The organism is Burkholderia sp. APQ4-4ca (assembly GCF_057837105.1).
Genome location: NZ_JBYQCG010000135.1, coordinates 28413 through 41514 on the forward strand (window position 1 = coordinate 28413; position 13102 = coordinate 41514).

Consider the following 13102-nt stretch of genomic DNA (forward strand, 5'->3'; position numbering starts at 1 on the left):
GCCTATTGCCACGAGCCGATGTCGGAGTCGTTGCTTTCGCCGCCTTCCTTGCCGTCGGCGCCGTAACTGAACACGTCGATCTCGCCGTGCACGCCCGGGTTCAGGTACTTGTACCCGTTGCCCCACGGATCGTTCGGCAGGCGCTCGAGATAGCCGCCGTCCTTCCAGTTGTTCGGGATCGGATCGTTGGTCGGCTTCTGGATCAGCGCGTTCAGGCCCTGCTCCTGGGTCGGATAGCGGCCGTTGTCCAGGCGGTACAGCTTGAGCGCCTGCATGATCGTGCCGATGTCCTGCTTCGCGGCGATGCGGCGCGCCTCGTCGGGGCGGCTCATGATTTTCGGCACGATCAGCGCCGCCAGGATCCCGAGGATCGCGACCACCACCATGATCTCGATCAGCGTGAAACCGCGCTGACGACGCACGGCCGCGTTGCGGCGAGTGATCCACGTTTGCATGACTGACTACCTCTTTCCAAAAAATGTCGTCGATTGAGTGACGCACCCGGCGCACCGGACGATTGCCTGACAGCAACCTTCCGGACCGGCGGGCGCGGAGCACGCATTGTAAGGCGCGCATCGCCGAGGGCTTTCACCCAACGCAAATTTCATATACATCCGTACAATAGCGCGCATGAACGCGCTCTCGATCCGGATCCTTTCCCTCGCCCTCTTCGCGGGTTTGTGCGCGACGGCCACCTACTGGGTCGTCACGCTGTCGGCCCGCGAAGCGCCGCTGCCCGCCGCCGCCGCGCGGCCGCCGATCCGCACCGAGGACGCCGCCGCGCTCTTCGGCGGCCAGCTCGACAAGAATCCCGTGCAGGACATCCACCTGTTCGGCATTCTCGCGCTCGACCACGGCGGCGCCGCGATCGTCAGCGTCGGCGGCGAACCGCCGCGCGCCGTGTCGCTCGGCGCGGACGTCACGTCCGGCGCGAAGCTCGCCGAAGTCCGCCCGCGCTCGATCATCATCGACCGCAACGGCGCCCGCGCCGAAATCCAGCTCCCGGCGAACACGCCGTCCCCCGCGATCTACATGCGCTGAACGGTAGCGGCCCGGCAGTCGGAACCGGGCCGCATCGTCACTGCACCATGTTGTTCAGCTCGATGATCGGCAGCATCACGGCCAGCACGATCACGAGCACGATGCCGCCCATCGCGAGAATCAGCAGCGGCTCCAGCAGGCTCGTCAGGAACATCGTGCGGCGCTCGAGTTCGCGCGCTTCGCCTTCTGCCGCGCGATCCAGCATCGTCGTCACGTCGCCCGTCGCCTCGCCCGAGCGAATCAGGTGCACGAGCACCGGCGGAAACGTCTTCACGTTGTTCAGCGCGCGCGACAGCGCGGAGCCTTCGCGCACGCGCACGATCGCATCGTCGATGTTCGCGCGCATCGCGCGGTTCGACAGTGTCTCGCCGGCCGCCTGCAACGCGCGCAGGATCGGCACGCCGGCCGCGGTGAGAATGCCGAGCGTGCTCGCGAAGCGCACCGTGTTGTAGCCGCGCACGAGCTTGCCCGCGAGCGGCGCGGTCAGCACCCAGCGATCGAACGCGAGCCTCGGCCCGGCACGCGACAGCGTCGCCTTCACGAACCACACGACGAGCGCGACCGCGATCAGGATCGCCCACCACCAGTGCCGCACGAATTCGGACAGCGCCATCATCACGACCGTGAGGATCGGCAGCTGCTGCTTCGTGCTCGCGAACACGTTGACGACCTGCGGCACGACGTAGCTCAGCAGGAACGTGACGATGCCGAACGCGATCAGCGTGACGATGCCCGGATACGTGAACGCCAGCAGGATCTTCTGCTTGAGCGCATTGCTCTGTTCGATGTAGTCGGCCAGGCGCGACAGCACGATGCCGAGCTTGCCGGTGTGCTCGCCCGCGGCAACGAGCGCGCGGTAGATCTCCGGAAAATCGCGCGGATGCTGGCCGAGCGCATTCGCGAGCGAATGACCGCCGAGCACTTCCGCGCGGATCGCGGCCATCAGTTCGCGGATGTAGTCGCGCTCGGCCTGCTCGGTCAGCACGCCGAGCGCCTCGTCGAGCGGCAGCCCCGCGATCAGCAGGCTCGCGAGCTGGCGCGTGAGAATCGCCTGTTCGCGCTGCGACAGCTTGCGGCCGAACGCGAGCCGCTGCGAACGCGCGCCGCGCGTCGCGCTGGCGGCCGGCTCGACGACGAGCGGCGTGAGCCCCTGCGTGCGCAGCTGGCCGCGCGCGGCGCGCGCGCTGTCGGCATCGATCACGCCTTTCTGCGCGCGCCCCGCCGAATCGATTGCTTCGAAACGGAATGCCGGCATCGCGCTATGCGCCTCCCGTCACGCGCAGCACTTCCTCGAGCGACGTCGCGCCGGACGCGAGCCAGCGCTCCGCGTCGTCGCGCAGCGTGCGCATCCCTTCCGCGCGGCCGGCGGCGAGAATTTCAGCATCGGCCGCGTTACGGTGAATCAGCGAGCGGATCGAATCGTCGATCACCAGCAGCTCGTACACACCGCGCCGGCCCGCATAACCGGAATGTCCGCACTTCGCGCAGCCGACCGGATGCCATACGGTGCGGCCGTCCTCGTGCCGCTCTTCCTTGCAGACGGGGCAGAGCTGGCGCACGAGGCGCTGCGCGAGCACGCCGAGCAGCGACGACGCGAGCAGGTACGGCTCGACGCCCATGTCGGTCAGGCGCGTGACGGCGGACGCCGCATCGTTCGTGTGCAGCGTCGCGAGCACCAGGTGGCCCGTCAGCGACGCCTGCACCGCGATCTGCGCGGTTTCGAGGTCGCGGATTTCGCCGATCATGATCACGTCCGGGTCCTGGCGCAGGATCGAGCGCAGCGCGCGGGCGAAGGTCATCCCGATCCGCTCGTTCACCTGCGTCTGGCCGATGCCGGACAGGTCGTACTCGATCGGGTCCTCGACGGTCATGATGTTGGTCGTCGCGGTTTCGAGCCGCGACATCGACGCGTACAGCGTGGTCGTCTTGCCCGAACCGGTCGGGCCGGTGACGAGCACGATGCCGTGCGGGCGGCCGATCAGCTTGTCGAACTGGACGAGCGTGTCGCGCCCCATCCCGAGCGCTTCGAGGTTCAGCCGCTGCGCGTCCTTTTCCAGCAGACGCAGCACCGCGCGCTCGCCATGCCCGGTCGGCAGCGTCGACACGCGCACGTCAACCGGCCGGCCGCCGACGCGCAGCGTGATGCGGCCGTCCTGCGGCAGGCGCTTCTCGGCAATGTCGAGCTGCGCCATGATCTTGATCCGCGAGATCAGCGCGCCGTGCAGCGCCTTCTTCGGGCGCACGACGTCGCGCAGCGTGCCGTCGACGCGAAAGCGCACGACCGACGCGTTCTCGAACGGCTCGATGTGGATGTCCGACGCCTGTTCGCGCGCCGCTTGCGTGAGCAGCGCGTTGATCATCCGGATGATCGGCGCGTCGTCTTCCGATTCGAGCAGATCCTCGACTTCGGGGATGTCCTGCATCAGCCGCGACAGGTCGACTTCGCCTTCGACCTCGCCGACCACCTGCGCGGCGCTGCCGTCCTGGCGCGCATAGGCCTGGTTGATCGCCTGCGCGAGCTCGTCGGCCGGCACGCGATGCACGGAAATCGAGCCGAAGTTGCGCGCGATCTCCGCGAGCGCGGCGTCGCTCGTGCGTTCGCTGATCCACACCTCGAGCGTGTCGTCGAGCTGGTGCGCGATCAGCACCTGGCCGCTCTTCGCGAAGCCGTACGGCAGCAGGCGCGCAGCGAGCGGCGACGGCGGCTGGCGTTCGCCCGGCGCGCCGTCGTGGGTGGAGGACGCGAGCACGTCGCTCACTGCGACGCTCCCGGCGCGGCGGTCAGCGGCTGTTGCGGCACCGCCTGCTGCGGCACGCCTTGCGGCTGCGCGGGCGTCGCCTCGGGCAGCGGCTGCGCCGGCACCGGCGCGACCTGGCGCTGCAACTGCTGGCGACGCATCTTGTCGAGATCGAACAGGTTGCCCGCGGCCGTGCCACCCTGGCTCGGACCGATCGGCATCGGCGGGACGACCGGATCGTCCTTGTCGCGCATCACGTTGTTGTCGGATTTATACGCGCCCGTCACGCCCTGGATGTAGTCGTAGCGGTTCGCCGTGACTTCCTGCGCGACGTTGCGATCGGAAATGATCACCGGGCGCAGGAACACCATCAGGTTCGTCTTCTGCCGCTGCTTCGATTCCGAACGGAACAACTGCCCGATCCACGGAATGTCGCCCAGCAGCGGCACCTTGCTGTTCGACACCTGGTAGTTGTCCTGCATCAGGCCGCCGAGCACGATGATCTCGCCGTTGTCGGCCAGGATCGTCGACTGGATCGAGCGTTTCGTGAAGGTCGGGCCGGTCTGCGCGTTGGTGGTGCCGCTGACGACCGCCGAGTCCTCCGTATAGAGCTGCAGCTTCAGGATCCCGCCGTCGGTGATCTGCGGCTTCACGTGCAGCGTCAGGCCGACGTCGCGACGGTCGTACGTGTTGAACGCATTGCTCGTCGTGCCGCTCGTCAGGTTCGAGTACGAACCGGTCGCGATCGGCACGTTCTGGCCGACGACGATCTTCGCTTCCTCGTTGTCGAGCGTGATCAGGTTCGGCGTCGACAGCACGTTCGCGTCGCTCACGCCCGAGAAATACTGCAGCAGTGCGCCGAGGCCCTGCACGCCGAACATGTTGTGCAGCCAGCCGATGTTGAGCCCCTGGTTCAACCCCGAAAGATTGGCGGCGAGGCCGGCGCCGGTACTGCCCGCGCTACCGGTCGTGAGGTTGATGATGCTGTTGCCCGCGACGTTGCCGGCCGCCGCGGCCAGGTTCGTGCCGCCGAGGAACTGGCCGCTCGCGACCTGCCACTGGATACCGAGTTGCCCCTGCGTCGTCGAGTTCAGTTCGACGATCAGCGCTTCGATATAGACCTGCGCGCGCCGTGCGTCGAGCTGGTCGATCACCGAGCGCAGGTTCCGGTAGACCGGATCGGACGCGGTGATGATCAGCGAGTTGGTGGCCGAGTCGGCCTGGATCATCCCGCCCGGCTGGTTGTCGTCGCCGCTCTTGTCCTTGTCGCCGCCGAGCAGGCCGCCGCTGCCGATTCCGCCGCTGGACGAAGAACCGCCGCCGTAGGACGAGGACGACGAACCGCCGAGGCCGCCCGACGGCAGCGGCGGGGTGCCCGACGTGCCGGTCGAGAAGTTGCCGCTCGCCGACGAGCCGCCGTTCTGGTTGAAGCTGTTCGCATCGTTGGACGACGCCGACGAGCCGCTGTCGTTGCCGCCCTTGCCGAGCATCCCGCGCAGCGTCTTCGCGAGCTTCACCGCATCGGCGTTGCGCAGCGGCACGACGTGCATGTTGCCGGGCACCGCGCTCGGCGCATCGAGCTGCAGCGCGAGGCGTTTCGCGGCCGCGAGGCGCGAGCCGTTCGATGCGCGCAGCAGCAGCGAGTTGGTGCGCGGGTCGGCCGTGACCGATACCTTCAGCGTCGCGTCGCTGTTGCCGATCGCACCCGGGTCGAGCATCTTCTGCATCTGCGCGGCGAGGTCGATCGCGTTCGCATTGCGCAGCGGCACGACCTGCACCTGCGCACCCGCGGCGCTGTCGACGCCCGCGATGATCTGCGCGATGCGGCGCACGTTGTCCGCATAGTCGGTCACGACGATCGTGTTGTTCGCCGGGTAGGCCGTCACCGTGTTGTTCGGCGAGATCAGCGGCCGCAGCACGGGCAGCAGGTTGTTCGCCGATTCGTTGTGCAGCTCGAACACCTGCGTGATCACCTGGTCGCCGCGCGCCTGCGGCACATTGCCGACGTAGGTCGGCACGCCCTGCAGCTTCGCGTCGGCTTCCGGCACGACCTTCAGCACGCCGTGATCCTGCACGAGCGCGAAGCCCTGCATGCGCAGCGCCGACTGCAGCGTCTTCAACGCCTGGTCTTCCGGCACCGGCCGTTCGGCCACGAGATTGAGCTGCCCCTTCACGCGGGGGTCGACGATGATGGTCTTGCCGGTCGCGGCGCCGATCGCTTTCGCGACCTGGTCGATGTCCGCATTCACGAAATTGAGCGTGACCTGAGCGTAGGCCGCCTGCGAGACGATGATGCCGGCCACGAACAGGGTCGTGGCGATACGCCGCATAACGAAGCGATTTCTTGTCATGGATGAATGGGTCGATGCCGGCTCAGGCCACTTCCGGCGGTAGTGCTGGGATCCAGGTCCGAAAGAGGCGACATTAGCAGTTTTTCATGTCCGAAATATCACATTGATCCGAAGACTGTCTCACATACGACATGTATTCGGCGAATCGTATGCAATATGTAAGGATCGGCCCGCCTCTCCGCATACCGGCCGTCGCCCCGATTTCGAGATGAATCGACACGGAAATGCGGTATAACCGGGCGGCCGTATTCCTGCTGTCGCAATCGGACGGTCTGCCGGTATGATACGGGCGGCGCGTTTCTCGTCGCATGAATAACAGGCACGGGTTTTCCCGAGCTTCGCGCAATTAATTCCTTTCCGTTTCCGCCCGATGAACAGACGATTCGCTTCGCTCGCGTTGATCGCCGCCGGCGCGTGGTTCGCCAGCGGCAACGCACGCGCGGATTGTTTCGACGAAGCGGCCAAATATCAGCAGGTCAATCCGCTGATCCTGCGCGCGATCGCGTGGCAGGAGTCGCGCAACCGGCCCGGTGCGCTGAACAAGAACACGAACGGCTCGGTCGACTACGGCCTGATGCAGATCAATTCGATCCACCTGCCGACGCTGTCGCGCTACGGGATCGGCCGCGACACGCTGATGGAGCCGTGCAAGAACGTGTACATCGCCGCGTGGCATCTCAAACAGAAGATGAACCGCTACGGCAACACGTGGCAGGCGGTCGGCGCCTATCATTCGGAAACGCCGTCGCTGCGCGACAAGTACGCGCGGCAGATCGCCGGCATCCTGACGCAATGGAAGCTGCTGCCGCCCGCGCAGCCTGCTCAGGCCGCTCAGGCTGCTCAGGCCACGCAAGCCGCCGCTCGGTGATTCGGCGCCGCGTCGCCGGCCGACGCCGGGCCGGCCTGCGCGCGTTTGATGCACAATGCGGGCTGACGCCGCCGTTTCACCCGCGCGCGGGCCGATCGCGCCCGGGCAGGGCGCCGCGGCCGCTTTTTCATCTTTTCCGTTGGTGCATATCATCATGAATCCGGCAATGAAACAGCCGTTGCCCGTCACCGTGCTGTCCGGTTTCCTCGGCGCCGGCAAGACCACGCTGCTCAATCACGTGCTCGCGAATCGCGCGGGGCTGAAAGTCGCGGTGATCGTCAACGATCTCGCCGCGGTCAACATCGACGCGTCGCTCGTGCGCGATGCGCAGGCGCTGTCGCACGTCGAGGAGCGTCTCGTCGAGATGTCGAACGGCTGCATCTGCTGCACGCTGCGCGACGATCTGCTCGTCGAGATCCGCAACCTCGCCGCCGAAGGCCGCTTCGACGCGATCATGATCGAATCGACCGGCATCGCGGAGCCGATGCCGATCGCCGAAACGTTCACGTTCGTCGATGACGACGGCGCGTCGCTGTCGTCGATCGCGCGGCTCGACACGCTCGTCACCGTGGTCGATGCGTACAACTTCCTGCGCGACTACGGCTCCGACGACGCGCTCGCGACGCGCGGCATCGCCGCGTCGGAAGACGACGATCGCACGCTCGTCGAGCTGCTGATCGAGCAGATCGAATTCTGCGACGTGCTGGTGATCAACAAGGCCGACCTCGTCGGCGCGGACGATCTCGCGCGCCTGCAGCACATCCTCGCACGCCTCAATCCGCGCGCGCATCAGGTCGTATCGACGTTCGGCAACGTGCCGCTCGACGAAGTGCTGAACACCGGCCGCTTCGATTTCGACGAAGCCGCGAATGCGCCGGGCTGGCTCGCGTCGCTCGATCACGATCACACGCATTGCGAAGACCCCGACTGTCATGACGCGCATCATGCGCACGTGCACGGCGAAGCCGACGAATTCGGGATCGGCAATTTTGTTTACCGCGCGCGCCGGCCGTTTCACCCGGCACGTCTCTGGGCGCTGTTGCATCAGGAGTGGCCGGGCGTGCTGCGCAGCAAGGGTTTCTTCTGGCTCGCGACGCGTAACGACATCGCGGGTTCGCTGTCCCAGGCGGGCGGCGTATGCCGGCATGGCCCGGCGGGTTTGTGGTGGGCGGCGCAGGATCGCGCGGAATGGCCGGACGACGACGAGCTGCTCGCTGAAATCCGCACCGAATGGCTCGGCGATCTCGACGATCGCACGGTCGGCGATCGCCGACAGGAACTCGTGCTGATCGGCATCGCGCTCGACGCCGATGCGTGGCGCGCGAAACTCGATGCATGCCTGCTGACCGATGCGGAGTTCGCGCTCGGCGCAGCGGGATGGGCCGCGTTCGACGATCCGTTCCCCGCGTGGGACGTCGATTCGCACGACGACGATCACGGCGACACGCAGATCGTGCACGCGTGATCGTGCACACATGCGCGCGTGGTAACGGCTTGTAAAAACAACCGTTAACTTTTGCAAGCGCCGCGCGAACTGTGGCGAAAATGCCGCGCGCGCCCAACAAAAAACCCGCCGAGAGGCGGGTTTTTCCTGGAACAGGCGCGGGTTTAACGCTTGTTGACGGCGTCCTTGAACGCCTTGCCAGCCGTGAACTTGACCGTCTTGGCTGCCGGGATCTTGATGGTTTCGCCCGTCTTCGGGTTGCGGCCCGTACGTGCTGCGCGCTTGCCCGAACCGAAGCTGCCGAAGCCGATCAGCTGAACCGCATCACCCTTCGACACGGCCTTCTTGATGACTTCGAGCAGCGTGTCCAGCGTTTCGCCGGTTTGAGCCTTGCTGGCGCCCGTTTGGGCGGCGACGGCGTCGATCAGTTCCTGTTTGTTCATTAAGGTTCCTTTATCAGGTTAGGTTGACACGAACAGCGCGAACGCGCCGATTATACGTGCGCGAACCGTGCCGTCGAGAGTCAGACTCCGACGACACAGCGCCGAATCCTGGCCCGCGCGACGCGCCCTCCGGTTTGCCGGCGGCCACCCCGCGGTACGGCGTTGCTATGATAGCGCAGCGCAAACCCAATAACGACAAGGGTTTCAAAGATTTTCATCGGTATTTCGCCGAATGAATCGTCGATTGCCGGTTTTTTGACCTGCGCCAACCGGACAGGATACGCAGCGTGGTCCGCCCGCCCGTCGCCCCGTTGCCCTTTTCCAACGGCCGATCGGACGGCCTGCCGCAATCCCTTGCCAGGCTTGGCTTCCACGTTTTTTGTTTCGCATGCCCGACCGACTTGTTTACGCCACGCTCGCGCTTCGCGACGACGGCACGCTCGTCTCGCCCGAGTTCGGCGAGCTTCATCGCGGTGCATCCGGCACGCTCGCGCACGCGCGTCGCGCGTTCGTCGCGGGCAACGGGCTGCCCGCACGCTGGCAGCGCCGCCGGACGTTCACGATCGTCGCGACCGAATTCGGCGCGGGCGCCGGCTTCCTCGCGGCGTGGGCCGCGTGGCGCGACGATCCCGCGCGCTGCGAACGGTTGCATGTCGTTGCAGTCGAGTCGCACCCGTTCTCGCGCGACGACCTGCGTCGCGCGGTTTCGCACATGGTTGCGGACACAACCATATCGGCAGACGTCGATGCGTTGGTCGATGCATGGCCGATGCCGGTGCCGGGCGTGCATCGGCTCGAATTCGACGAAGGGCGCGTGGTGCTCACGCTCGCGTTCGGCGATCCGATCGGCCTGTTGAAGAAGCTCGTCGCGCGTGCCGATACGTTTTTTCTCGACGGCGCCGCGGCATCGAGCGACGGGATCCGCGCACTCGCGAAACTCGCCGGCGAACACGCGACGTTTGCGACACATGCAAAGTCCGACGACGTGAAGCACGCGCTCGGCGAAACAGGTTTCACGTTCCGCGAGGTCGACGATCATCTCGTCGGCGACTATGCGCCGCGCTGGCGCGCGCGCCGGCACGAGCCGCCGCGTGCGCTGCCCGTTACCGCGCGCCGTGCGATCGTGGTCGGCGCGGGCCTCGCCGGCTGCGCGGTCGTCGAACGTCTGGCCGCGCGCGGCTGGGACGTCACGCTGATCGAGCGGCACGAACGGATCGCGAGCGAAGCGTCAGGCAATCCGGCCGGGGTGTTCCATCCGCTGATGACGCGCGACGACAACGTCGCGAGCCGGCTCACGCGCGGCGGCTTCCTGCACGCGATCGCACGCTGGCGCGCGCTCGAGCACGCAGGGCATGCATTCGCGCGCAGCACGCACGGGATGATCCATCTTGCCGAATCGGCCGACGATTTCGCGCGGATGCGCGATGCCTTCGATGCATTCGGCGCGCCGTCCGACTACGTGACGTTGCTCGATGCCGATGCCGCGCGCGCGCATCTGAATCTGCCGGTCGCGCACGGCGGCCTGCTGTTTCCGCACGGCGGCGCAGTGTGGCCTGCCGGGCTGTGCGCCGCGCAATACACGGCGGCCGGCGAGCGCGTGCGCCTGCTCGCGTCCACCCGCGTCGCGCGGCTCGAACGGCGGGGCGACATCTGGCATGCGCTCGACGATGCGGGCGCCACGCTCGCCGATGCACCCGTCGTCGTGCTCGCGAACGCGGGCGACGCCGCGCGTCTGGCCGGGCTGCGGCACGTCGCGCTGCAACCGGTACGCGGCCAGCTCACGCTGCTGCCGCCGGGCACGACGGCGCCGCTGCCATGCCCGGCGATCGGCGACGGTTACGCGGTCCCGCTCGACGGCGGCACGCTGCTGATCGGCGCCACGTTCGAACCCGACGATACCGATCCCGCGATGCGCGCGGCCGGCCACATCGAAAACCTCGACCGCGTACGGCACCTGCTGCCGGGCCTGATCGGCGACCTGCCGGACCCCGCCGCGCTACGCGGCCGCGTGGCGTTCCGCTGGGTCGTCGGCGATCGCCTGCCGCTCGTCGGCCCGCTCGCCGACGAAGCGCAGGCCACCGCGAACGCACGCGCGCTGGGCGGTGCGCAGGCGCGCGACCTGCCGCGCCTGCCGGGCCTCTACGGCGCATTCGGCTTCGGTTCGCGCGGCCTCGTATGGGCTGCGCTCGGCGCCGAGCTGATCGCGTCGCAACTCGAAGGCGAGCCGTGGCCGCTCGAGCGCGAACTCGCCGACGCGATCGATCCCGCCCGCTTCCTGATCCGCGCACTGCGTGCCCGCCGCGTCGGCTCGGACGGCTGAGCGGCCGCGCGCATCGATCACAGGTTTCCGATTTTTCCGCGCAAGGTTATCCACGCGACGCTGTGGATAACCGCGCGAAATCCCTGCGCACTCCGTGTGCAATCACAGTGGACGTAAACTGGGTAACCCGGCACAGCTGTGAAACGGCCCGAAAGTTGCTCGACTCGAATCTCTGTGCACGAACAGCCTGTGCAACCGGTTATGGTTTCGCCAACACCTTGATCTGCCAGCGTAAACCGGAGTTATCCACAGAACTGTGCATCCTTTGTTAACTTCTACTATGTATATATACAAGTAAACCTTTGAAACCAAAGACCTGCAGCGGCGCACAGCCCGCGGGTCGATTCAATCGGTTCCGGAGCGAAAAAGCTGTGGCACAATCGGTTTCCTTCGCGTTCGTTCGGCCCAGCGCCGGACATGCTTCAATGGAACGGTCGGCACGATTTCGAATCTGAATCTTCGAGACTGCGCAGTCCGTTCACACACCAGGCCGACAATCCAGATCGGCAACCTGAACGACGTTCCGCCTGGTGGCGGAACAGGCGGACCCCATGTATCGCCATCGTCGAGCACAACAATCACATTCGGGGCAATACCCAGCCGGCGCATCCATTCCTGTCGCTTGATCCCGCGTCGCTGGCGGTTGCTTCCAAAGGAGAAGTCACCACGATGAAGTCGGCGTTCTCATTCCTGCCCAACTGGCCGCTCGCGCCGGATGCCGTGTTCTGGGCCGGGCTTGCGTTGTTCGCAGCGGGCCTGTGCGGCGAGCTGTGCTATCGCGCGTGGCGCCTGCCGCGCATCACCGGCTATGCCGTGATCGGCCTGATCGCCGGTTCGTTCGGATTCGGCGTGATAGACACCAGCACCGACGAAACCTCGCGGCTGCTGATGGACGTCGCGCTCGGCCTGCTGCTGTTCGAACTCGGCAGCCGCCTCGACCTGCGCTGGATCCGGCGCAATCCGTGGCTCGTCGCGTCGAGCCTCGCGGAAGCCACGCTCACGTTCGTGCTCGTGCTGTTCGTGATGCTCGCGCTCGGCGTATCGGGGATGGTCGCGCTGGTGCTGTCGGCGATCGCGATCGCGACGTCGCCGTCGATGGTGATTCAGCTCAAGACCGAACTGCGCGCGGAAGGGCAGGTGTCGCAGCGCCTGATCACGCTCACCGCGCTCAACAGCGTGTACGCGATTGTGCTGACCAAGCTCGTGACGAGCTGGCTGCACCAGGAAGCGTACGGCAACGTTTTCGCGACGATCCTGCAACCGCTCTACCTGCTCGCCGGTTCATTCATCGTCGCGTATCTCGTCGCGCGTTCGTGCAACTACCTGTTCCGTCACATGACCGCGACGATGCGCGACGAGCATTCGTTCGTCGCGCTGTTCGGGCTCGTGATGCTCGCGATCGCCGTCGCGCAGGCGCTGAAGCTGTCGACGCTGCTCACGCTGCTGCTTGCCGGCATCATCGTGAAGAACCTCGAGGCGCGGCCGCAGCTGTGGCCCGAGCACTTCGGCACGGCCGGCTGGCTGCTGACGGTGGTGCTGTTCGTGCTGACGCTCACGTCGTTCACGTGGGGCGACATCGCGCTCGGCGGGCTGCTCGCGATCGTGCTGATCATCACGCGGCTCGCCGCGAAGCTGGCCGGCGTCGTCGCGTTCGCGAAGCCGAGCGGCCTCGGGATGAAGCAGGGCATCGCGCTCGGCATCGCGCTCACGCCGATGTCCGCGCTGTCGTACCTGCTCGTCGACGATACCTACCAGCTCTATCCCAATTTCGACCCGCACCTGCGCGCGATCGTGATGTGCTCGATCGTGATCCTGCAGCTCGTCAGCCCGTTCGTCGTCTATCGCTGCCTGTCGGCGGTCGGCGAACGCAGCGACGGCAACTGATTCCGGAACCTGC

10 protein-coding genes are annotated in these 13102 nt (G+C 66.6%); 5 read left to right on the top strand and 5 right to left on the bottom strand.

What is annotated here, in order from left to right:
- Positions 1–2: 2 nt before the first annotated feature.
- Positions 3–455: a type II secretion system major pseudopilin GspG gene (gene gspG / locus AC3IFE_RS16865; protein WP_012492990.1), complete on the bottom strand. Its 453-nt coding sequence runs from the start codon at positions 453–455 to the stop codon at positions 3–5.
- Between the two features lie 175 nt (positions 456–630).
- On the opposite strand from gspG, the gene AC3IFE_RS16870 reads away from it, so the two are divergent.
- Positions 631–1041 (top strand): type II secretion system protein N, encoded by a 411-nt coding sequence (locus tag AC3IFE_RS16870; RefSeq protein ID WP_301739576.1) that lies wholly within the window; start codon positions 631–633, stop codon positions 1039–1041.
- A 37-nt stretch (positions 1042–1078) separates the two neighbouring features.
- Here the strand turns inward: AC3IFE_RS16870 and gspF are convergent, their stop codons facing one another.
- Genes gspF through gspD form a run of 3 tightly spaced genes read right to left on the bottom strand, consistent with a single transcriptional unit; the run spans position 1079 to position 6130 of the window.
- Positions 1079–2296 carry a type II secretion system inner membrane protein GspF gene (gspF, locus tag AC3IFE_RS16875; protein WP_050015775.1) on the bottom strand — a complete coding sequence of 406 codons (1218 nt, stop codon included), beginning with the start codon at positions 2294–2296 and terminating at the stop codon, positions 1079–1081.
- A gap of 4 nt (positions 2297–2300) precedes the next feature.
- Positions 2301–3800, bottom strand: a complete 1500-nt coding sequence (gspE, locus tag AC3IFE_RS16880; protein WP_489191229.1) for a type II secretion system ATPase GspE — start codon at positions 3798–3800, stop codon at positions 2301–2303.
- Positions 3797–6130 (bottom strand): type II secretion system secretin GspD, encoded by a 2334-nt coding sequence (gene gspD / locus AC3IFE_RS16885; protein ID WP_489191230.1) that lies wholly within the window; start codon positions 6128–6130, stop codon positions 3797–3799. Before gspD ends, gspE begins: the two co-directional genes overlap by 4 nt.
- 370 nt (positions 6131–6500) lie before the next feature.
- Between gspD and AC3IFE_RS16890 the strand changes: the two genes are divergently transcribed.
- Complete coding sequence (locus AC3IFE_RS16890) at positions 6501–6998, top strand: lytic transglycosylase domain-containing protein (protein ID WP_489191232.1); 498 nt, start codon at positions 6501–6503, stop codon at positions 6996–6998.
- Positions 6999–7152: 154 nt separating this feature from the next.
- On the top strand, positions 7153–8463 hold the full coding sequence (locus AC3IFE_RS16895) for a GTP-binding protein (protein ID WP_489191234.1): 1311 nt from the start codon (positions 7153–7155) through the stop codon (positions 8461–8463).
- A gap of 143 nt (positions 8464–8606) precedes the next feature.
- On the opposite strand, the gene AC3IFE_RS16900 is transcribed toward AC3IFE_RS16895, so the two are convergent.
- Entirely contained in the window at positions 8607–8885 is a 279-nt protein-coding gene (locus AC3IFE_RS16900) for an HU family DNA-binding protein (RefSeq protein WP_006401505.1), read from the bottom strand.
- A 388-nt stretch (positions 8886–9273) separates the two neighbouring features.
- On the opposite strand from AC3IFE_RS16900, the gene mnmC reads away from it, so the two are divergent.
- Complete coding sequence (gene mnmC / locus AC3IFE_RS16905; protein WP_489191236.1) at positions 9274–11205, top strand: bifunctional tRNA (5-methylaminomethyl-2-thiouridine)(34)-methyltransferase MnmC2/FAD-dependent 5-carboxymethylaminomethyl-2-thiouridine(34) oxidoreductase MnmC1; 1932 nt, start codon at positions 9274–9276, stop codon at positions 11203–11205.
- 669 nt (positions 11206–11874) lie between these two features.
- The gene (locus tag AC3IFE_RS16910) at positions 11875–13089 is read left to right on the top strand and encodes a cation:proton antiporter (RefSeq protein WP_089466293.1); all 1215 of its coding nucleotides are present in this window, start codon (positions 11875–11877) and stop codon (positions 13087–13089) included.
- Positions 13090–13102 lie beyond the last annotated feature (13 nt).